The sequence below is a fragment of the Streptomyces sp. NRRL S-455 genome (assembly GCF_000717875.1).
Lineage (GTDB): Bacteria > Actinomycetota > Actinomycetes > Streptomycetales > Streptomycetaceae > Streptomyces.
This window is the reverse complement of sequence record NZ_JOCT01000001.1, coordinates 367492-387199: the sequence shown is the minus strand read 5'-3', so window position 1 is coordinate 387199 and position 19708 is coordinate 367492. Positions and strand designations below refer to the sequence as shown.

The 19708-nt window shown below is 71.6% G+C and carries 20 protein-coding genes; 14 read left to right on the top strand and 6 right to left on the bottom strand.

Going from position 1 to position 19708, the window contains the following annotated elements; all coding sequences use genetic code 11:
* The first annotated feature begins 61 nt into the window (after nt 1–61).
* The 5 genes from xylA (at nt 62) to IE97_RS0101660 (ending at nt 5093) form a co-directional block, all read left to right on the top strand.
* Complete coding sequence (xylA, locus tag IE97_RS0101680; protein ID WP_030147362.1) at nt 62–1228, top strand: xylose isomerase; 1167 nt, start codon at nt 62–64, stop codon at nt 1226–1228.
* A gap of 127 nt (nt 1229–1355) precedes the next feature.
* A complete protein-coding gene (locus tag IE97_RS38090; protein ID WP_234310408.1) occupies nt 1356–1742 on the top strand; it encodes a hypothetical protein in 387 nt (128 codons plus the stop codon).
* A 13-nt stretch (nt 1743–1755) separates the two neighbouring features.
* Nucleotides 1756–2943, top strand: coding sequence for a hypothetical protein (locus IE97_RS42690; protein WP_234310406.1), 1188 nt, complete (start codon nt 1756–1758; stop codon nt 2941–2943).
* Nucleotides 2936–4456 carry a caspase family protein gene (locus IE97_RS39145; protein ID WP_051704799.1) on the top strand — a complete coding sequence of 507 codons (1521 nt, stop codon included), beginning with the start codon at nt 2936–2938 and terminating at the stop codon, nt 4454–4456. The genes IE97_RS42690 and IE97_RS39145 overlap by 8 nt, the downstream gene beginning before the upstream one ends.
* 370 nt (nt 4457–4826) lie before the next feature.
* Nucleotides 4827–5093, top strand: coding sequence for a hypothetical protein (locus IE97_RS0101660; RefSeq protein ID WP_030147358.1), 267 nt, complete (start codon nt 4827–4829; stop codon nt 5091–5093).
* A gap of 209 nt (nt 5094–5302) precedes the next feature.
* Here IE97_RS0101660 and IE97_RS0101655 read toward each other — a convergent pair whose 3' ends face one another.
* Entirely contained in the window at nt 5303–6580 is a 1278-nt protein-coding gene (locus IE97_RS0101655) for an SWF or SNF family helicase (protein ID WP_030147357.1), read from the bottom strand.
* A complete protein-coding gene (locus IE97_RS0101650) occupies nt 6580–9396 on the bottom strand; it encodes a DEAD/DEAH box helicase (RefSeq protein ID WP_234331771.1) in 2817 nt (938 codons plus the stop codon). Before IE97_RS0101650 ends, IE97_RS0101655 begins: the two co-directional genes overlap by 1 nt.
* A 319-nt stretch (nt 9397–9715) precedes the next feature.
* On the opposite strand from IE97_RS0101650, the gene IE97_RS0101645 reads away from it, so the two are divergent.
* Complete coding sequence (locus IE97_RS0101645) at nt 9716–9898, top strand: hypothetical protein (RefSeq protein ID WP_030147355.1); 183 nt, start codon at nt 9716–9718, stop codon at nt 9896–9898.
* A 13-nt stretch (nt 9899–9911) separates the two neighbouring features.
* Here the strand turns inward: IE97_RS0101645 and IE97_RS0101640 are convergent, their stop codons facing one another.
* Both IE97_RS0101640 and IE97_RS0101635 read right to left on the bottom strand, forming a co-directional pair.
* Entirely contained in the window at nt 9912–10832 is a 921-nt protein-coding gene (locus IE97_RS0101640) for a hypothetical protein (protein ID WP_030147354.1), read from the bottom strand.
* Nucleotides 10833–10968: 136 nt separating this feature from the next.
* Nucleotides 10969–11265, bottom strand: coding sequence for a hypothetical protein (locus IE97_RS0101635; protein ID WP_030147353.1), 297 nt, complete (start codon nt 11263–11265; stop codon nt 10969–10971).
* 99 nt (nt 11266–11364) lie between these two features.
* On the opposite strand from IE97_RS0101635, the gene IE97_RS0101630 reads away from it, so the two are divergent.
* Nucleotides 11365–12243 (top strand): oxygenase MpaB family protein, encoded by an 879-nt coding sequence (locus IE97_RS0101630; RefSeq protein ID WP_030147352.1) that lies wholly within the window; start codon nt 11365–11367, stop codon nt 12241–12243.
* Here the strand turns inward: IE97_RS0101630 and IE97_RS0101625 are convergent.
* Complete coding sequence (locus tag IE97_RS0101625; protein ID WP_030147351.1) at nt 12240–12845, bottom strand: class I SAM-dependent methyltransferase; 606 nt, start codon at nt 12843–12845, stop codon at nt 12240–12242. The two genes, IE97_RS0101630 and IE97_RS0101625, sit on opposite strands and share 4 nt — an antisense overlap.
* 172 nt (nt 12846–13017) lie before the next feature.
* On the opposite strand from IE97_RS0101625, the gene IE97_RS0101620 reads away from it, so the two are divergent.
* The 5 genes from IE97_RS0101620 to IE97_RS0101600 all read left to right on the top strand — a co-directional run bounded on the left by IE97_RS0101620 (nt 13018) and on the right by IE97_RS0101600 (nt 17920).
* On the top strand, nt 13018–13791 hold the full coding sequence (locus tag IE97_RS0101620; protein WP_030147350.1) for an MHYT domain-containing protein: 774 nt from the start codon (nt 13018–13020) through the stop codon (nt 13789–13791).
* Between the two features lie 45 nt (nt 13792–13836).
* Entirely contained in the window at nt 13837–16353 is a 2517-nt protein-coding gene (locus IE97_RS0101615) for a nitrate- and nitrite sensing domain-containing protein (RefSeq protein ID WP_030147349.1), read from the top strand.
* On the top strand, nt 16350–16787 hold the full coding sequence (locus tag IE97_RS0101610) for a roadblock/LC7 domain-containing protein (protein WP_030147348.1): 438 nt from the start codon (nt 16350–16352) through the stop codon (nt 16785–16787). Before IE97_RS0101615 ends, IE97_RS0101610 begins: the two co-directional genes overlap by 4 nt.
* Before the next feature lie 22 nt (nt 16788–16809).
* Nucleotides 16810–17220 (top strand): DUF742 domain-containing protein, encoded by a 411-nt coding sequence (locus tag IE97_RS0101605; protein WP_030147347.1) that lies wholly within the window; start codon nt 16810–16812, stop codon nt 17218–17220.
* Between the two features lie 94 nt (nt 17221–17314).
* On the top strand, nt 17315–17920 hold the full coding sequence (locus IE97_RS0101600; protein ID WP_030147346.1) for a GTP-binding protein: 606 nt from the start codon (nt 17315–17317) through the stop codon (nt 17918–17920).
* A 16-nt stretch (nt 17921–17936) separates the two neighbouring features.
* Here the strand turns inward: IE97_RS0101600 and IE97_RS0101595 are convergent, their stop codons facing one another.
* Nucleotides 17937–18365: a PPOX class F420-dependent oxidoreductase gene (locus IE97_RS0101595; RefSeq protein WP_030147345.1), complete on the bottom strand. Its 429-nt coding sequence runs from the start codon at nt 18363–18365 to the stop codon at nt 17937–17939.
* Between the two features lie 104 nt (nt 18366–18469).
* Between IE97_RS0101595 and IE97_RS0101590 the strand changes: the two genes are divergently transcribed.
* Both IE97_RS0101590 and IE97_RS0101585 read left to right on the top strand, forming a co-directional pair.
* The gene (locus IE97_RS0101590) at nt 18470–18883 is read left to right on the top strand and encodes a roadblock/LC7 domain-containing protein (protein ID WP_030147344.1); all 414 of its coding nucleotides are present in this window, start codon (nt 18470–18472) and stop codon (nt 18881–18883) included.
* A 10-nt stretch (nt 18884–18893) separates the two neighbouring features.
* Nucleotides 18894–19679, top strand: a complete 786-nt coding sequence (locus tag IE97_RS0101585; RefSeq protein ID WP_030147343.1) for an Fpg/Nei family DNA glycosylase — start codon at nt 18894–18896, stop codon at nt 19677–19679.
* Nucleotides 19680–19708 lie beyond the last annotated feature (29 nt).

Below are 19708 nucleotides of genomic sequence, written 5' to 3'. Positions count from 1 at the left end.
CCCGCATACTAATTTGTAAACCGGCATGACGAAATGGCCTCAGCGAGCAAGGAGCCGCCGCATGAGCTTCCAGCCCACCCCCGAGGACAGGTTCACGTTCGGCCTGTGGACCGTCGGCTGGCAGGGACGGGATCCCTTCGGCGACGCCACGCGCCGCGCCCTCGACCCGGTCGAGACGGTCCAGCGCCTGGCCGAGCTCGGCGCCCACGGCGTCACCTTCCACGACGACGACCTGATCCCGTTCGGCTCGAGCGACACCGAGCGCGAGGCCCACATCAAGCGCTTCCGGCAGGCCCTGGACGCCACGGGCATGAAGGTCCCGATGGCCACCACCAACCTCTTCACGCACCCGGTCTTCAAGGACGGCGCGTTCACCGCCAACGACCGTGACGTACGCCGTTACGCGCTGCGCAAGACCATCCGCAACATCGACCTCGCCGTCGAACTCGGCGCCCAGGTGTACGTGGCCTGGGGTGGCCGCGAGGGTGCCGAGTCCGGCGCCGCCAAGGACGTCCGCGCCGCCCTGGACCGCATGAAGGAGGCCTTCGACCTGCTCGGCGAGTACGTCACCTCCCAGGGCTACGACCTGAGGTTCGCGATCGAGCCCAAGCCCAACGAGCCGCGCGGCGACATCCTGCTGCCGACCGTCGGCCACGCCCTGGCGTTCATCGAGCGTCTGGAGCGCCCGGAGCTGTACGGCGTGAACCCGGAGGTCGGCCACGAGCAGATGGCCGGGCTGAACTTCCCGCACGGCATCGCGCAGGCGCTGTGGGCGGGCAAGCTGTTCCACATCGACCTCAACGGCCAGTCCGGCATCAAGTACGACCAGGACCTGCGCTTCGGCGCCGGTGACCTGCGTGCCGCGTTCTGGCTGGTCGACCTGCTGGAGTCGGCCGGCTACAGCGGCCCCCGGCACTTCGACTTCAAGCCGCCGCGGACCGAGGACCTCGACGGGGTGTGGGCCTCGGCGGCCGGCTGCATGCGCAACTACCTCATCCTCAAGGAGCGCGCCGCCGCCTTCCGCGCCGACCCGGACGTCCAGGAGGCCCTGCGCGCGGCCCGCCTGGACGAGCTGGCCCTGCCGACCGCCGAGGACGGCCTCCAGGCCCTGCTCGCCGACCGGTCGGCCTTCGAGGCGTTCGACGTCGAGGCGGCCGCCGCCCGCGGCATGGCGTTCGAGCGCCTGGACCAGCTGGCGATGGACCACCTGCTGGGGGCGCGCGGCTGACGCCCCGCACGCGTGCGTCGGCCATACCGGACGGAATGCTCCGGAATCATGCGATCCACGCCATGAGTCCGTATCAACTCCCGTGCACCGCTCGCCTCCTGAGCGGTGCACGGTGACCCTCGTCGGTATGGCCAAGCCGCCCGCACCGCCTCACCGGCGGAATCCGTTGCTCGTCCTGCTCACCGTGCTCGTGGCCGCCGCGGCCGTGTCCGCCGTGGTGCTGATGGCCCGGGGAAGCGATGCCCCGCTGGACCGGAAGCCGCCCGCCGAGAGCACGAGCGGCACCTCCGCTCCGTCCTACGGCATCCCCACGAAGCTGCCCACCCGGCTTCCCAGCGAGCTGCCGACCTGGTTGCCGTCGGGCTTTCCGAGCCGGTTGCCGAGTGGTCTGCCGAGCGACCTCGAATCGCTGCTCCCGTCCCTGGACGCCGGCGAGCCAGTGCCGCGGCAGGCACGCGCCGTACGAACGCGAGGTCCGCACGGAGGGACCAGTCACGGTCGTCTCCCTCCGTGACCCCTCCGGAGACGTGGCGGCGCATGGCACCATCGCCGTGGTCGGCGCAGATGCGATCGCGGATCGCATCACGACGGACTCGGTGCACCGGCGACGCGGCCTGGGCCGCGCCATGATGAGCGCTATGGCGGAGGCCGCCGTGGCCCAGGGCGCCCGGGCATCTGACAGCCACGCTGCACGACCTGGGGCTGATGCCTTCGGGCTGGACCTCCCCCAGCCATGGTCGACCACGCCCGGCGGACCCGTGGGCGTTCACCATGGTCGAGCTGCACGGCTTTCTCGCGCACTGCGACGACGAGGTCGTCCGCATCTGCGCCTCAGCCGCAAGGGACGGCTGCCCGCGTTCCGCGACGCGACCCTGTTCAATACCGCCTACACCTACGGGCTGCGGCGCGACGAGACATGGATGCTGGACGCCGACAACTTCGGCCGCGATCCGTACGGCGCCGAGTTCGGAGAGAACGGCCGCTGCATGGTTCCGCTTCGGCAAGGCCAAGAAAGGCTCGCCGCCCAAGCGCCGCGGGGTGCTGACCATGTGGCACTGGACTCCGGACGTCCTGGACGAGTGGTTCACCGGGGTCCGCCCGGGCGGCTCAACTCCTGCTTCATCGCCTACCGCAAGGCCCTGGGCTTGGACGACGGAAAGTCGACTTCCCTCCGCATCATGCACCCTGCGACGGCATCTGGCCCCCACCATCGCCGCGGCCCTCGAGACGGCGCTGGGCTCCACATCGTCAGTTTTCCCAACTACATTCCTCGTGACGGCATTTGTGGCATGCTCAGCCTTTTGTGGTGTCTTCCGGGGGAGAGTATGAACCATTCGCCCATGAACGTGCGGTTGGCGTTGAACGATCTTGAGGGTCCCGAGGTTGCCGACCGGGACATGACGTATCTGATCGAGGAGATCCGGGATCTCGACGTCCTGTCCCTGGAGCATCCGCCTGCCGGGCAGGCACCGCAGGGCACGCGGGCCGGTGAGCCCGTCTTGTACACCTCGTTGCTGCTGGGTCTGGCTGGTGCGCCCGTGCTCCGAGCGCTGATCGCACTGTCTCAGGACTGGTTGGCGCGCAGGAACAGCGGAACCATCGAGATCAAGCACGGTGAACACGTGCTCCGCTTGACGCATACCGGCCGCGCGGATCAGAAGGCGGCCATCGAAGCCTTTATCTCGCACGCTATGCGAGACTCCGCCGATGGCTAGGCGGGCACTGGTCCTGGCGAACCAGAAGCACGCCGATGAGCGCTTCAGCAAGCTCCCCGGTGCCGCCGCTGACGCGCGACATCTCACAGACACCTTGAAGGACCCGGCCATCGGCGGGTTCGAAGTGACCGTGGTGGTCGACGAGACAGCCCGCACCTGGCGCAAGGAGCTCCAGCGGTTCTTCCGGGATGCGGACATGGCCGACGTGCTGCTGGTTCACCTGTCCTGTCACGGGCGAAAGGACACCGGCAACCGTCTGCACTTCATCGCCCGGGATACGGAGTTCGACGCCCTGGAGGCCACCTCAGTCAGCGCCGACTTCCTCGCCGACTGCATGGAGGGTAGTAGGAGCCAGCGCATCGTCCTGCTGCTCGACTGCTGCTACAGCGGCGCCTTCGCCCGCGACATGCGGGCGCGCGGCGAGGCCCAGGTAGACCTGAGCGCGGAGTTCCAGGGCAAGGGCCGGATTGTGATCACCTCCTCGACCGCCTTGCAATACAGCTACGAGACGGAGAGGTCGAGCCGGCTCAGGAACCAGCCATCGGTGTTTACGTCGGCGATCGTGGCGGGACTGCGGAGTGGCGAGGCGGACCTGGACAGGGACGGGTACGTCACCGTGGACGACCTGTTCGCATATATCACCCGTCGCATACCCGAAGAGGTCCCGGACCAGACCCCTACCCTCAGCGTGACCACAGCCGTGGGTCAAATCCTGGTGGCCAAGAACCCCCGCGCTGACGAGCTGGCGTTGAACCGAGGGACAAGCCAAGGGCCGTCTCCGGAGGAAGAAGCTCAGTTCGCCCAGGCGGCACTTCGGGCACGCGAACTGGAGCGGGAACTCGAACGCCACAAGTCGCTGCACGCGCGCATCATGCGTGGTCAGGCCCATCTGCTTAGGTGGTTGGCCGTCACAGCAGTGACGGCGTTCGGGCTGTGGACTGCGTCCCTGTGGTCGGACAGCTTCGTGCTGCCGCGATCAGGTGGTCAGCGAGGATTGGCGCTATTGGTGTGCGCCGCTGTGGTCACCTTTGGAACCAAGGCGCTAGCGGCTCCACTCATGACTCTGTCTGTGGCGGTGACCAAGGCGATCTGGGGGAACCCCAAGCAAATGGTGCGCTGGTGGTTTCAGGGCGGTTGGTGCGGGTGGGCAGGGAGGCTCGTACGCATCCTGGCCCTTTTCGTCGCATGCTGGACCATCATTATCGGGTTGACCACCCTGATACCCCTGCTGTCGCTCTGCATCGCTGGTCTACTGGCCACCCAGATCGGACTTGCTGTCACGACGCCTTCCGGCTGGGACGGGATCCTCGTCCTGTGGAGCATCGGCGCCATGGAGTTTCTCTCGATGGGCGCGCTCAACCTGCTGCTACCGCAGCGAGAGCGAGTGGTGGCGAAAAGCGGCAACGCCATCGTCGCCCGGGACATTACGTACGTGGGACCCTTTCAATGGGGCACTCAAACCGTACTGAAAGGAACGCTTCGCACGCTTGATGACTTCCCTCACGAATGGTGAGTCCGTGATCACCAGTTGGTCGGCGACAACCCTGGTCCCGTGGGATTCTCTTCTTGCGGTAGGTGTCGAAGGCGCGGCTGCTGGGGGCGTGTCCGCTGTGGGCGGCGACGGCTTCGGGCATGGCCTGGATACAGTCCCGAACCGGCATCAAGCAACACTCGTGCTCGGACAGCAGTTCCTGGAGCTGTCGCCCCGTCGTCGGGGTCGCTCTCGGGTATCACACGAGACCACCAGCCACCTCCTCAAAGAGACCGAGTATCACGCCCTGACTACGCGACACCTCAACGTGCGAGCCCACCGTTCCAGCTTGCACTCTTGACGGCCACTGGTGAAGCTGGAAAAAGGGGAGGCTGGTCAACCGGAGGTTCTCATGTCCGATGCGCGATTGCATGGCACTGTCAAAAAGGCCGGCGAAGGGGACTTCGAAATCGTCAAGTTGAACATCGAACTCGACGACGAAACGCGTCAGCAGCTCGAGGTCGACCCCGAGAAGACTGTGCAGCGCTTCCTGGAGTCCAAAGGGTATGAAGTCAATAGGATTGTTTTGACCGATCGGTCGCCGGAGATAATCGCGAGCGATTCAATGTTCCACATACTCCGTCCGCCGGAGCAGCACTCCGAGTTCTACCAAATGTAGAGAGCTCACGTCGAATACTCCCACCCTTTCCCATGCGGGCGTTGGCTGCACACGAGTCACCCAAGCCAAGCCAGAGGTCGCTCAGCGAGCGGAAGCTGGATCCCACCGGAAATGGGTCCGCCAGCTCCGGGAAACGGCGGCGAGCCTACCGGCTCGCAGAACCGGGCCAGGGACAGGGAACTCCATGGCGAACGTTGCCTGATCCGGCACTAGTGCCCTGAGCCCGGAACGGCTCCGTCACCGGCGGCGAGCCGCGCCGACGTCAGGGCCGTCGCCGGATCCTGTGCGGCGCGTCCCGCGGGCAGCCAGCGGCCGCGTTCCTTGCGGTACGGCCACCAGCGGCCGTCCCGGCCCAGGCGCAGCTGGATCGGTGCCCCGACGACCGTCCACCGGTTGCTCCGGGCCCGCAGTTCGGGTCGCTCGTCCGGGTCCCAGGCCGAGTCAAGGGCGGCACGCGCGCGTGCGAGAGCTTCGCCTGCCACCCGCCACTCCTCGTCGAGGACGGACAGCCCGGCCCTGCCGCCGTGGCGCCACGCGAGTACCGCCGCCGCCAGCCCTTCCCGGCCGCGCCCCGACCCGTCGGCGAGGCGGTCCGCGACCTCTCGCGCGGGTTCGCCGGCGGCCAGCCGCACCACGTCCTGTGCGACCGTCAACTCCGGTGCTGAGTCGGGTCGTTGCTCGCCGAGTGCCTCCGCGAGCAGGCGATGGGCCTGTACGGCGGTCCGGGCGGCCAGGAACTCCAGCGCGGCCGGGTCGATGCCGGGGGCGGGCGGCGTCCCGGTGTCCAGGGACGGTGGTGCCCCGGGCTCGTCGGGGAGTCCGGGCAGGCCCGGCAGCGGGGGCAGGATGTCACCGGCCGTGTACGCCTCGACGGCGTCCACTCCCTCCGGCCCGGAGCGCTCCGCGGCGGATGCCCCGCCGCGCGTCTGGAGACCTTCCAGCACGGCGGCCTCGTCGCGTCCGCGCATCAGCAGCAGGACGAACGGGTCCTGGTCCAGCAGCCGGGCCACCTGATAGCAGAGCGCCGCCGTGTGCCCGCAGTGGTCCCAGGTTCCGCAGTCGCACTCCGGTTCCAGATCACCCAGGCCCGGCAGCAGTTCGACGCCCGCGGCCGCCGCGTCCTCCACCAGGTGCGGTGGCATCTCCCGGTCCAGCAGCGCCGCCACATGGCCGGCCCGCTCCACCGTCATGTCCAGGAGACGGTCCCACTGTCCGGGCGAGAGTGTCTCCAGCAGGACGTCGGCCCGGTGCGCCGTGCCGTCACGGTCCTGGACGACGGCCGTGAGCCGGCCCGGGCGCACCGACACCGCGCCGACCGCTCCGGCGCGTGCGAGCCGGCGGCCCGCCTTGAGCTGCGCCGAGTCCAGCGCCGTGTCCTCCAGCGCCCGCAACCAGGCCAAGCCCCACCAGGTCTGCGCGAAGCCCCGCCCGTGCGCGGGCGGCAGTGCGGCGAACGTGCGCTCCGTGTCACCGTCGTACCGAGTCATCACAGGCCCCCTCGCAGTTCGACCAGATCCGCCAGTTCAGCGTCGGTCAGCTCCGTGAGGGCGGCCTCACCGGAGCCCAGGACCGCGTCCGCCAGTGCCCGCTTGCGAGTGAGCAGCTCGGCGATGCGGTCCTCGATGGTCCCCTCGGCGACGATCCGGTGCACCTGCACCGGACGGGTCTGGCCGATGCGGTACGCGCGGTCCGTCGCCTGGGCCTCGACGGCCGGGTTCCACCAGCGGTCGTAGTGCACGACGTGCTCGGCCCGGGTGAGGTTCAGGCCGGTGCCCGCCGCCTTCAGCGACAGCAGGAACACGGGCACTTCACCGTCCTGGAAGCGCCGCACCATGGCCTCGCGCTCGGCGACGGGCGTCCCGCCGTGCAGGAACTGCGAGGGCGTGCCGCGGGCGGCCAGGTGCCGTTCGAGGAGGCGGGCCATCCGCACGTACTGCGTGAAGACCAGTACGCCCGCCCGCTCGGCGAGCATGGTGTCCAGCAGTTCGTCCAGCAGCTCCAGTTTCCCGGACCGTCCGGCGATCACCGGCCGCTCCTCCTTGAGGTACTGGGCCGGATGGTTGCAGATCTGCTTGAGGCCGGTCAGCAGTTTCACGATCAGCCCGCGCCGCGCCATGCTGCCGGCGCCGGAGATCTCCGCCAGCGCCTCCCGCACCACGGCCTCGTACAGGCCCGCCTGTTCCGGCGTGAGGGAGACGGTGTGATCGGTCTCCGTCTTCGGCGGCAGCTCGGGCGCGATCCCCGGGTCCGACTTGCGGCGGCGCAGCAGGAACGGCCGTACGAGCCGGGCCAGCCGGTCCGCGGCGCCCGGGTCCTGACCGTCCTCGACGGCGTCCGCGTACCGCCTCCGGAAGGTGCCGAGCCCGCCCAGCAGGCCCGGCGTGGCCCAGTCGAGAATCGCCCACAGCTCCGACAGGTTGTTCTCCACCGGTGTGCCGGTGAGCGCCACCCGCGCACGGGCGCCGATGGACCGCAGCTCCCGCGCGGTCGAGGAGTGCGGGTTCTTCACGTGCTGGGCCTCGTCCGCCACGAGCAAGCCCCACGGCACCTCGGCGAGCCGGGGCGCGTCCAGGCGCATCGTGCCGTACGTGGTGAGCACGAACTCCCCGTCGGTCAGGCCCTCGAGGCTGCGCCGTGCGCCGTGGAAGCGCCGCACGGGGGTGCCGGGCGCGAACCGCTCGATCTCCCGCTGCCAGTTGCCCATCAGGGACGTCGGGCAGACCACCAGGGTGGGTCCGGCCGACTCCGCGTCGGCCTGCCGGTGCAGGTGCAGGGCGATCAGCGTGATCGTCTTGCCGAGTCCCATGTCGTCGGCGAGGCAGCAGCCGAGACCCAGTGAGCTCATGCCCGCCAGCCAGTTCAAGCCCCGCCGCTGGTAGTCCCGGAGCGTGGCGGCGAGGGCGGACGGCTGCTCGACCGGCCGCTGCGTCTCGGGGTCCGCGAGCCGCTCCCGCAGGGCCGCCAGCCACCCGGTGGGCCGCACCTCGACCCGGCGGCCGTCCACCTCGGCCCAGCCGGTCAGGGCCGCGCCCAGCGCGTCCACCGGCGTGACCTTGCTGTCCTGCCGGGAGCGGGCCAGACACACTTCGTCAGGGTCGATCAGGACCCACTGGTCGCGCAGCCGCACCACCGGCCGGTTCGCCTCGGCGAGCCGGTCCAGCTCCTCGCGGCTGAGCCGCCGGTCGCCCAGCGCGAACGACCAGTTGAAGGCCAGCAGCGCGTCGGCGGACAGGAACGACGGCACTGCGGCGGAGCCCTTGCCGGGCTCCGGCTCCGCGTCGGGCGGCCCCACCTCCGCACGTGTGGTCAGCCCGCGGATCAGTCCTTTCGGCCAGTGCACGTCGACTCCGGCCGCCGCCAGCGCCCGCATGCCCGGGCCGAGCAAGTCGGTGACCTCCTCGTCGGCCAGTCCGACAGCGTCCGGCACGGTCGCCGACAGCAGGGGCGTGAGCGGGGCCCATGCCCGGGCCGCGCGCCGCAGCGCGAGCAGGACGTCCATCGTCGCGCGCGAGCCGAACGCCTCACCGCCGGCGCCGGCCCAGACGTCCGCCGCGTCCGCGACGAGCGCGGCGTCGCTGACGCTGTGCACCTGGAGCACGGCCCGGAACGTCACACCCGCGTCGCCGGCCGCCGCGTCCATGGGGCCGTGCGCCGCGTCCGTCAGACCGTCCGCCTCGATCCGCAGCGACAGGCGCACGCCCGCGTCGTGGCCCGCGGCGACGTCGGCGACCCACGCGCGCTGCTCCGGCAGGTGCACCGGTTCGGGCGAGGCGTAGGCGGCACCGCCCGTCACCAGCGCGGCGGCGGGGGAGCGGGGCAGGATGTCGGCGACCGCGTCGAGGAAGGCCCGCAGGAGCTGCTCCGGGCCGGGCAGCCGCAGCGGCCCCGTGCCCGGCAGCGGGACGGCGTGCGCCTCGGGCGGCATCGCGGCGGCGAGGCGGCGTACGTCCTCGATGTCCTCGGCGCGCAGCGGGCCGGTGCGCCACGCGTCGTGGTCGCCCGGGGAGAGGCCGGGCAGCAGCAGGCCGCGCGCCACGAGGCGCAGGGCGTGCACGGCGGCCGCTCCCCAGAACCGGGTGCTCCGATGCCCCTGCCCGCCGGTGCGCGCGTGTGTGAGGACCGGCAGGGCCGCCCGCACCGGAAGCAGGACGGCCGGCACGCTCCGCGGCTCGACCCCGTCATCGCCGGGGACCACGACGGTCAGGTCCGCGATGGTCGCCGAGGGCACGGCGGGCAGGGGTGCGCCGTCGGGTCGCCAGAAGGCGACGCTGCCGGTGCGGGCCGGGTCGCCGGGCAGGAACACGGCGCAGCAGTGGGCCAGTTCTGAGGATGCGGAGAGCGCGGAGAGTGCGGAGAGCTCGGAGCGAGAGGATGCCGGGGGAGTCGGATGCTCGGCTATGACTGATTCCTCAAATTTGACTAGTGGAGTCGGAGTCGCCGAGGGTACAACACCTCCGGGGTGAAGCGGGTATGAGTTGACTGTGAGCTGAGTCACTATGGAGTCTCAGGGGTGCCTAGGGGCGCGCCTCAGGGATGTCTCAGGGTCGCGGTCCGGAACCACCGTAGGCGCGGACCCGTTCTCGAGACAGAGAGCGGCACTGGCCGCGAAGGAGGCGACAGACATGTCCAAGAACGCCAAGATCGCCGCAGGGGGTGTGGCGGTTGGGCTCATCCTGCTGATCTGGCTGCCCTGGTGGGCATCACTCCTGATCATCCTGGGAGTCCCGGCCGCCGCGTACCTCATGCTGGATCCCTCGCAGCGGCGCAGGCTGCACCGTACCTCCCGCAAGCAGCTCCGACGCTGACCGGCCGTAGCGGTCAGTTCGGCCGCACGGCCATCTTGTCGAGGGCCGCGAGAAGACCCGGCAGCTCCGGCCCCCGGCCCACCGGCAGTACCTCGCCGGGTTCGTCGTCGAGCAGCACGAAAGCGATGTCGTCGGTCCTGGCCACGAGCGACCAGCCGGGGCCGTCGGCCCGCAGGGTCCGCGCGTCACCCGGCGCGAACGACGACCGCACCCGCCCCAGCGGTGGCGGCGAGTCGATGTAGGTGCGGGCCTCCGCGAGGACCCGCCGGATACCGCTGTGCCTCGGCTGTCCCGCCCCTCCGCGTCCGCCCGGCCCGCCGACCGCCTCGCCCCCGTCACCGGGGATCTCCGACGATCCCTCGCCGGAAGGCGCAGAGGATCCGTCCCCGCGGGTTTCCGGCGACCCGGTCTCCGGTGCTGCCGGTGCCACGAACGCCGAGTCGTCGACCTGTTCCCGCCACATCCCCCACTGCAGGGCGATCTCGTCCGCACCCAGGCGCCGCTGAGCCGGCCCCCAGACGGAGGTGTCGGGCGGAGTCAGCGGGGGCCGGTCGTCAGCGTCCGGGTGGGGATCGTGCGGGGCGGGCACCCCGGGTGCCGCGACGGCCACCGCGAGGGGCCAGCCGGGCAGGGCCGCCACCACCGTGCGCTCGTCGGGCGACAGCTCGTACTCCATGCCGCAGTCCCAGGACGCGATCGCGACGGCCACCAGGGAGACGTCGTCGATGACCACGGTCCACCGGGCGCCCTCGCCGTCCTGGCCGAGCACCAGCCCGTACCCGTCGGCGAGCGGCGCCAGACCGAGCGCGGCGCACGCCTCCGGGTAGTCGTCCCCGAGCACGCTCGGAAACTTCGCCGGCGTCAGCAGCGCCGCCGTGAGCACATAGAGCGCGTCGTCCGCGGCGGCGACGGCGTCCTCGTCCGTCCCGGCCATTGCAGCCTCCCCATTTTCATCCGACGGCGCGTGCACCCTAGTGCGCGCGGAAGCCGCTTGTCACTGCCCCGCAAGCGCACTCGGAGCTGCAGTTTTCCGGCGGACGGGGCGAATCGGCCGTCCGCGCCGCAGCACCTCACGCCGCCGGCAGCCCCAGCAGCTCCCGGGCCACGGCCCGCGGCGACTCACCACGCTCCCGCGCGAGCGCGATGACAGCCCGGCAGGCCAGCTCGTTCACCCCGAACGACAGTGCCTCCGGCGACACCCACGCGGCCGCCTCGTCGGCCCGCTCCTGGTCGTTCTCGGCACCCGCCGCGACATAGGTCGCGGCAGCCTCGAAGAGATTGTGCGGACGCTTGTCCCCGTCGGTCCTCGTCTCCGTGCGCATGGCATGAGCGACCCTGACCCCGGCCTTCCGGACCCTGCCCCACATGTTGACCACCTTCCCCCTGTACGGATGTCCCGCCTACCGGTCACCTTCCCGTCACCAACGTAGAGTTGATGTTCCGGTGAAAGAAGGGGGAGGGGCACTGTGAAGCGCTTCGCGCGGCTGGAACTGCTACGGCGGATGGACCCGCACCGGGACGCCACCGAGATCTACCGTCTGAGCGCGGCGTACGAGTTCCCCTGGGACTACACCCGGGCCCTGGAGCTCGCCCTGTACCGCACCTACGCCGTCCCCTCCATCGGCCGGCTGCTCGCCGAGACGGCGGAGCTCACGGAACGCACGCAGAAGCGCTATGACGACACCGCGCTGCTCCTCGACGCCGTCGTCGAGCACGGCTTCGGCAGCGACGAGGCGAAGACCGCGATCCGCCGCATCAACCAGATGCACCGCGCCTACGACATCAGCGACGAGGACATGCGCTACGTGCTGTGCACGTTCGTCGTGACGCCCAAGCGATGGATCGACGCCTACGGGTGGCGCAGGATGTCGCGCCACGAGATCGTCGCGAGCGTCGTCCACTACCGCACGCTCGGCAGGCACATGGGCATCAAGGACATCCCCGAGACCTACGAGGAGTTCGAGACCTGCCTCGACGCCTACGAGGCGGCCCACTTCGCCTGGGACGAGGACGCCCGGCGGGTCTCGGACGCCACGCTCGACCTGATGACCTCCTGGTACCCGCGCCCGCTCGCGCCCGTCCTGCGCACCTCGATCCTCGCGTTGCTCGACGACTCGTTGCTGCGGGCCTTCCGTTACACCCCGCCGAGCGCGGCCACACGCGCCTGGGTGCGTCGTGCGGTCCGGCTCCGGGGACGCGCGGTCCGTCTGCTGCCACCCCGGCGGAACCCGCACTTCGCGCGCCAGAACCGGGAGATCAAGGGCTACCCGTACGGCTACCGGATCGCCGACCTGGGCACGCGCCCGGTCCCGGGCGTCCGGGGCTGCCCGGTGCGGCACATCTAGGGCCTGCCCTCGCGGACGGCCAGCGCCAGGAAGCGGGTGTCCTCGTCGGCGTACGACGTCATGCGCCACCCGGAACCGGCCAGCAGCGGGCGGAGGTTGGGCTCGGCCCGCAGGTCCTCCGGGGTGAGCGGACGGCCGTGGCGCGCGGCCAGGGCAGCCCTGCCGATCGGGTGGAACAGTGCCAGCAGACCACCGGGACGCACCACCCGCGCCAGCTCCCGCAGGTTCTCGGCCGGACTCGGCAGGTGCGAGATGAGGCCCGCCCCGAACACGGCGTCCAGCGAGCCCGGGCGCAGGGGCAGCGCGGCGACGTCCGTGAGCAGCAGGGCCCCGTCACGGTCCCGCCCGGCCCGCACGGCCTGCCGCAGCATGGCCGGGGTCAGGTCGGCCCCGATGACCACTCCCGAGGGCCCCACGGCGGCTCGCAGCGGTGGCAAGGCGCGTCCGGTGCCGCATCCCGCGTCGAGCACCCGGTCGCCCGCGCGCAGTCCGAGGTCCGCGACCGCGGCCGCGTACGCCGGACCGTCGTCAGGGAACCGGCTGTCCCAGTCGGCGGCGCGGGCTGTGAAGAACTCCTGGACGCGCGTCGGGTCGTCGCTCATGTACGGCATGATTCCTCACCCGCACGGATGACGCCTCACCGGCACGGGGGACGCCGCAGCGCACACGTTCGAGCGTGACCCGATCGTTCCGGTGCATTCTCGCGTCATATTCCAACACCTTTCGAAACACGCCCTCTTCGCCCTCCCCTGCCGGGTCTAGCGTCCCGGGGCCATGGGACACCTGGACCACGCCGCCCTGGGGTGGCTGACCCCCGCGCTCTCCTACGTGATGGCCTGCATAGGCGCCGCCCTCGGACTGCGCTGCACCGTCCGGGCGCTCGCCGCCACCGGGCGCTCGCGCCGCAACTGGCTGATCACCGCCGCCTCGGCGATCGGCACCGGCATCTGGACCATGCACTTCGTGGCCATGCTCGGTTTCAGCGTCGCCGGCACCGACATCCGCTACGACGTGCCGCTCACGCTCCTGAGCCTGCTCGTCGCCATGGTCGTCGTCTGTGCGGGAGTCTTCGCCGTCGGCTACGGCCGTGACCGCGGCCGGGCCCTGTTCCTCGGCGGACTCACCACCGGCCTCGGCGTCGCGAGCATGCACTACCTGGGCATGGCGGCCGTCCGCCTGCACGGCGACGTGACCTTCGACCCGGTGCTGGTGGGGCTCTCCGTCCTGATCGCCGTCGTCGCCGCGACAGCGGCCCTGTGGGCGGCGCTCAACATCAGGTCGCCCGTCGCGGTCACGATCGCCTCCCTGATCATGGGCGCGGCCGTCAGCAGCATGCACTACACCGGGATGTTCGCGGTGAGCGTGCGCGTGACGCCTTCCGGGGAGGCGCTGCCCGGGGCCACGGCGATGCAGTTCATCTTCCCCCTCGCCGTCGGCCTCGGGTCCTACCTCTTCCTGACCTCGGCCTTCGTCGCGCTGTCCCCGACGGCGGGGGAGCGCGAGGCGTCGGCCTCGGCGCAGCGCCCGGTCGAGAGTGTCGCCCCCTAGAAGCCGGAGTGACCCGCCCCCGAACCTCTCCCGAGCGAGGAGTCCATGCGTACACCCCGTAGGACCCCCACAGCGGACGCCGAGGTGCCGCCCCCGCCCGTGCGCGGTCGCCGCGCGCATGCCGGACCACCGGCCGACGAGGGTCCCGAAGCGGCCCCCGGTGCCGTACCCGAGGAAGCGGCCGCACGCACCGAGCGCTGGCACATACGCCCCCGCACCGTGCGCGCCAAGATCGTCTGCCTGCTGATGGTGCCGGTCGTCTCCCTCCTGGCCCTGTGGGCGTACGCCACCGTCACCACCGCGCAGGACGTCTCAAGGCTGCGGCAGGTCCAGCGCGTGGACGCGACGGTCCGCGCCCCCGTCTCCGCCGCGGTCGCGGCCCTCCAGGCCGAACGCGCCGCCGCCGTACGCCACGCCACCGACCCCTCCGCCGTACGGGCCGGTGAACTGGACGACCTCGCGCGGCGCACCGACCGGGCCGTCGCGAGACTGCGGCTCGGCCAGGACAACACCGTCGCCGACGGCGAGGAGTTGCCCCACGGGGTCGCCCGCAGGCTGGAGGCGTTCGTCGCCGGTGCCGAGCGACTGCGTCCGCTGCGTTCGGCGGTGCTCGACCGTCGTGTGGGCTGGGACGAGACGTACGAGCGGTACACGAGCACCATCGCGACGGCCTTCCACGCGGTCGGCTCCCTCACCGGCATCCAGGACGCCGCCCTCGGCTCCGATGCGCGGGTGCTGCTCGAGTTCTCCCGCGCGGGAGAGGCGCTGGCCCAGGAGGACGCGGTCCTGGCGAGCGCCCGCCTGACCGGAGCTCTCACCGGTGAGCGGCTCCGGCTGTTCACCGGCGCGGTCGACCTGCGCCGCACGCTCACCGAGTCCTCCGTGGCGGACCTGCGGGGAACCGAACGCGCGGCCTGGGACAGTCTCACCGACAGCGGTGCCCACGACACCCTGGGCGCCGTCGAGGACAAGGTGCTCACCGCCGGCCCGGGTGCCCGCGCGGTGGACGCGGTTCCCGAGGACACCTGGGACACGGCCCACGCGCGGGTGCTGGACGGCATGCGCACCATCGAGGGCGACGCGGCACACGGTGTCGCGGAGCGGGCCGACCCCTTCACGCGAGGGCTGCTCACCCCGGCCGGCGCGGCCGTCCTGCTGGGCCTCGCCGCCGTCGCCGCCTCGCTCGTCATCTCCGTACGCATCGGACGCGGTCTCGTGGTGGAGCTGGTGAGCCTGCGCAACAGTGCCCTGGAGATCGCCCGGCGCAAACTCCCCGAGGCCATGCGGAAACTGCGCGCGGGCGAGGAGATCGACATCCGGGCCGAGGCCCCGCCGGGGCCGCGCGTGGAGGACGAGACCGGGCAGGTCGCCGAGGCCCTCGGCATCGTCCACCGCGCCGCGCTGCGGGCCGCCGTGGAACGCGCCGAGCTCGCCAGCGGCATCTCCGGCGTCTTCGTCAACCTCGCCCGCCGCAGCCAGATCCTCGTCCACCGGCAGCTCAGCCTCCTGGACAGCATGGAACGCCGCTCCGACGACCCGAACGAGCTCAGCGACCTCTTCCGCCTCGACCACCTCACCACCCGCATGCGGCGCCACGCGGAGAGCCTGATCATCCTCTCCGGAGCCGCCCCGGGCCGGGCCTGGCGCATGCCGGTCTCCCTGACCGACGTGGTCCGCGCGGCCGTATCCGAAGTCGAGGACTACGCGCGCGTGGAGGTGCGGCAACTCCCCGAGGCGGCCGTCGCCGGCGCGGCCGTCGCCGACCTGACGCACCTCCTGGCCGAGATCATCGAGAACGCCGCCCAGTTCTCGCCGCCCCACACGCGCGTGCGCGTCACCGGCGAACCCGTCGGCAACGGCTACGCCGTCGAGGTCGAGGACCGCGGCCTCGGCATGGGCAAGGAAACCCTCGACGAGGCCAACCGCCGCATCGCGCAGTCCGAGGCGCTCGACCTGTTCGACAGCGACCGGCTCGGCCTGTTCGTGGTGAGCAGGCTCGCCGCCCGGCATGACGTCAAGGTCCACCTGAGGACCTCGCCGTACGGCGGCACCACCGCGGTCGTCCTGCTGCCCACCGCCCTGCTGGACACCGGGACGGCGGAAGGCCCCCCTGGTACGGCGGCACGGCCCCGGCAGCCCGAGGACCAGGTCCACACCCGCGTGCCCGACGCCGCTTTGCGCCAGGAATCCGCCGCCGACGCCGTTTCCGTGACGTCCGGCCGGCGGGCCCTCGTGGCTCCCGTACCGGCCGTCGCGGAAACCACGAGCCACACCCCACCCCCAGGAGTCGCCACCTTGCGACTGCACCGGCCCCAGGAGCGGCCCGAAGGCTCCGACGACCTCCCACGTCGCGTACGGCAGGCCAGTATCGCCCCCCAGTTGCGCGACGCCCGCCCCGAGGAGCCGTCACCCTCGCCCCGGGACGACGAACGCACCCCCGAGCTCGTCCGCGACCGCATGGCGGCGTACCGCGCGGGCTGGGCACGCGGCGGCGGCAGGCAGCCCGGCCGTGGCACCGGCCCCGTGACGGGCGGCGACAGCAGCGAAGGAGACCCCGCATGATCCAGGACCCGCGCACCCACTCCGCCCGGCGCTCCGGCGAACTCGACTGGCTGCTGGACGATCTGGTGCTCCGCGTGAGCGAGATACGGCACGCCGTGGTGCTGTCCAACGACGGCCTGGCCGTGGGGGCCTCGTCCGACCTGCGCCGCGAGGACGCCGAACACCTCGCCGCCGTCGCCTCGGGCTTCCACAGCCTCGCCAAGGGAGCGGGACGGCACTTCGGGGCCGGCGGTGTCCGCCAGACCATGGTGGAGATGGACGAGGGCTTCCTGTTCGTGGCCGCCGCGGGCGACGGCTCCTGCATCGCCCTCCTGACGGCCGTGACCGCCGACATCGGCCTGGTGGCCTACGAGATGGCGCGCATGGTCAAGCGCGTCGGCGAGCACCTCGGCACCGCACCGCGCGTCGCCGCGCGGCCGCCGGCCGCCGGATGAACCGGGAGGGCGGTCGGCGCAGATGACCGAGGACATGACGGGCGTCCCGCACGAGAGGGACAGCCAGTGGTACGACAACGAGGCCGGCCCCCTCGTCCGCCCCTACGCCATGACGGGCGGACGCACCCGGCCCGGACCCACCGGCGTGCGGTTCGACCTGATCGCCCTGGTCACACTGGACCCGGGCGCACCCGGCGTGGACGACGCCCCGCTGGGCCCGGAACACCGCAACCTCCTCGACCTGTGCCGCACGGAGACGCAGTCGGTCGCCGAACTCGCCGCCGGCGCGGACCTGCCCGTGGGCGTGGTCCGGGTCCTCCTCGGCGACCTCCTGGAACTCGGCTTCGTCACCGTCAGCCGCCCCGTACCGCCGGCGCAGCTGCCCGACGAACGCATTCTGCGCGAGGTGATCGCCGGACTGAGAGCGCTGTAGCCGCAGAACCGAGCACGCCGTAGGCCGACACACCCCACCCACCCACTCACCTGCTCACACCACCCGGAGCCGGTACTCCCGAGAGAAGTGATCAATGGTCTCCGAGCACCCCGACGCCGCCGACGGCGAGAGCGCCGCACTGGCGTTGAAGATACTGGTCGCCGGCGGGTTCGGCGTGGGCAAGACCACCCTGGTGGGCGCCGTCAGCGAGATCCGGCCGCTCCGCACCGAGGAACTGCTCAGCGAAGCCGGCCAGTGGGTGGACGACACCGACGGCGTGGACCAGAAGACCACCACGACCGTCGCCATGGACTTCGGACGCATCGACATCCGGTCCGGCCTCTCCCTGTACCTGTTCGGTACGCCCGGCCAGGACAGGTTCTGGTTCCTCTGGGACGAGCTGGCCCAAGGGGCGCTCGGTGCGGTGGTCCTCGCGGACACGCGCCGGCTGGAGGACTGCTTCCCCGCGGTCGACTACTTCGAGCACCGGCGCATCCCGTTCGTGGTGGCCGTCAACTGCTTCCCGGGTGCCCGGCACCACGGCGCCCCCGATGTCGCGCGCGCCCTCGACCTCGACCGGGGCACGCCCGTGGTGCTGTGCGACGCCCGTGACCGCGACTCCGGGAAGGAGGTGCTCATCAGGCTGGTCGAGTACGCCGGGCGGATGCACACCGCCCGGCTCCTCGACTCGGTCGGATGACCGCCCTGCCGCGTGGTCAGTCCGCGACGCCCAGCTCCGCCAGAACCCTGTCGACCGGGACCCGGACGAGGAGTTCGCCCGGCACACCGTTACGGGCGCCGAACTCCTCGGCGCGCTCCTCGCCCATGTACCGGGCGGCGATGCGGGTGGCCCAGTGCCGGACCTCGGCGAGGTCCTCCACGAGGCGGGCGCGTCCCCGTACCACCACGAACGAGTACGGCGGCCGGTCGTCGTCCACGCACAGGGCGACCCGGCCGTCACGGGCGAGATTGCGCCCCTTCACGCTGTCCTTTCCGGTATTGAACACCACCTCGTCGCCGTCCAGCAGGAACCAGATCGGGACCACATGCGGGCTCCCGTCTGCCCGGACCGTCGAGAGCTTTCCGGTGCGGGTGCCGTACGAGACGAACTCCCGCCATTGCGCGTCGGTCATCTTCGCTGCCATGGCTTCCATCCTCCTTGCCCCGGCAGCGGTCGTGGGGAAGGCTGGCGTGGAGATCCTCCGGCCAGGAGGAGAATCGCACGGGGAGAAAACGGGGAGATCGGAACATGGCGCAGAACCAGGGACTGGACTGGCTGCTGGACGACCTGACCGAGCGCGTCCATCAGGTGCGGCACGCACTGGTCCTGTCCAACGACGGCCTGGTGACAGGGGCGAGCACGGGACTGCGTCGCGAGGACGCCGAGCACCTCGCGGCCGTGTCGTCCGGACTGCACAGCCTGGCCAAGGGCTCGGGACGGCACTTCGGCGCGGGCAGCGTACGCCAGACGATGATCGAGTTCGACGACGCGGTGCTGTTCGTCACCGCGGCCGGCACGGGCAGTTGTCTGTGCGTCCTCAGCGGCGCGGAGGCGGACATCGGCCAGATCGCGTACGAGATGACACTTCTGGTCAACCGGGTCGGCGAGCACCTGGACGTGGACGCACGCCGGCCCGACCCGAAACCGGCCACGGAGATCTGAGGCACCGGTCATGCCCGAGCTGCCCGATGTCGAGGGGTTCCGGGAGGTGCTCGCGTCCTGCGCCGAAGGCCGGGTGATCCGGCGGGTCGACGTGCGGGACGCGGGTGTCCTGCACGGGGGCGGCGTGCGGGGCCTGCGCGACGCGCTGGAGGGGCGCCGGTTCGGTGCGCCGGAGCGGCACGGCAAGTGGCTGCTCGCCCGGACCGGCGGGCCCACCCTCGTGCTGCACTTCGGCATGACCGGCCGGCTGGTCTGCGGCCGTCCCGACGATGCCGTCGAGGCGCACGACCGCGTGCTGTTCACCCTGAGCGGCGGCCGTCAGCTGCGCTTCCGTGACCAGCGCAAACTCCAGGGACTCTGGCTGGCCCACGACGACTCCGACATCGACCGGCTGCTGGAGCGCCAGGGCCCCGACGCGCTGACGGTGGACCGCGCGGAGTTCGCGGCCCTGCTCTCCGCGCGCCGCGGGCACCTCAAGACCGCGCTCACCGACCAGTCGGTGCTCGCCGGTCTCGGCAACCTGCTCGCGGACGAGATCCTCTGGCGTGCCCGGCTGCGCCCCGACCGCCGGGCACGTGACCTCACCGAGGCAGACCTCCGCCGCCTGTACAGCCGGATGCGCGGCACGCTCAGATCCGCCGTGCCCGCGGGTTGCGTGCCGCCGCGCGACTCCTGGCTCACCGGCCATCGCGACGACCCCGAGCCGAGGTGCCCACGGTGCGGCACCGGCCTGCGCCGGACCCGGATGGCGGGCCGCGGCACCGTGTGGTGCCCGCGGTGCCAGCCGGAGGGATGATCCGGGCGCAGCGGCGGGTCAGCCGCCCG

Excerpts from the sequence above, each read along its gene's own strand:
- xylA (WP_030147362.1), top strand. The coding sequence starts at position 62 with ATGAGCTTCCAGCCCACCCCCGAGGACAGGTTCACGTTCGGCCTGTGG.
- IE97_RS38090 (WP_234310408.1), top strand. The coding sequence starts at position 1,356 with ATGGCCAAGCCGCCCGCACCGCCTCACCGGCGGAATCCGTTGCTCGTC.
- IE97_RS39145 (WP_051704799.1), top strand. The coding sequence starts at position 2,936 with ATGGCTAGGCGGGCACTGGTCCTGGCGAACCAGAAGCACGCCGATGAG.
- IE97_RS0101660 (WP_030147358.1), top strand. The coding sequence starts at position 4,827 with ATGTCCGATGCGCGATTGCATGGCACTGTCAAAAAGGCCGGCGAAGGG.
- IE97_RS0101655 (WP_030147357.1), bottom strand. The coding sequence starts at position 6,580 with ATGACTCGGTACGACGGTGACACGGAGCGCACGTTCGCCGCACTGCCG.
- IE97_RS0101645 (WP_030147355.1), top strand. The coding sequence starts at position 9,716 with ATGTCCAAGAACGCCAAGATCGCCGCAGGGGGTGTGGCGGTTGGGCTC.
- IE97_RS0101640 (WP_030147354.1), bottom strand. The coding sequence starts at position 10,832 with ATGGCCGGGACGGACGAGGACGCCGTCGCCGCCGCGGACGACGCGCTC.
- IE97_RS0101635 (WP_030147353.1), bottom strand. The coding sequence starts at position 11,265 with ATGTGGGGCAGGGTCCGGAAGGCCGGGGTCAGGGTCGCTCATGCCATG.
- IE97_RS0101625 (WP_030147351.1), bottom strand. The coding sequence starts at position 12,845 with ATGAGCGACGACCCGACGCGCGTCCAGGAGTTCTTCACAGCCCGCGCC.
- IE97_RS0101620 (WP_030147350.1), top strand. The coding sequence starts at position 13,018 with ATGGGACACCTGGACCACGCCGCCCTGGGGTGGCTGACCCCCGCGCTC.
- IE97_RS0101615 (WP_030147349.1), top strand. The coding sequence starts at position 13,837 with ATGCGTACACCCCGTAGGACCCCCACAGCGGACGCCGAGGTGCCGCCC.
- IE97_RS0101610 (WP_030147348.1), top strand. The coding sequence starts at position 16,350 with ATGATCCAGGACCCGCGCACCCACTCCGCCCGGCGCTCCGGCGAACTC.
- IE97_RS0101605 (WP_030147347.1), top strand. The coding sequence starts at position 16,810 with ATGACCGAGGACATGACGGGCGTCCCGCACGAGAGGGACAGCCAGTGG.
- IE97_RS0101600 (WP_030147346.1), top strand. The coding sequence starts at position 17,315 with ATGGTCTCCGAGCACCCCGACGCCGCCGACGGCGAGAGCGCCGCACTG.
- IE97_RS0101595 (WP_030147345.1), bottom strand. The coding sequence starts at position 18,365 with ATGGCAGCGAAGATGACCGACGCGCAATGGCGGGAGTTCGTCTCGTAC.
- IE97_RS0101590 (WP_030147344.1), top strand. The coding sequence starts at position 18,470 with ATGGCGCAGAACCAGGGACTGGACTGGCTGCTGGACGACCTGACCGAG.
- IE97_RS0101585 (WP_030147343.1), top strand. The coding sequence starts at position 18,894 with ATGCCCGAGCTGCCCGATGTCGAGGGGTTCCGGGAGGTGCTCGCGTCC.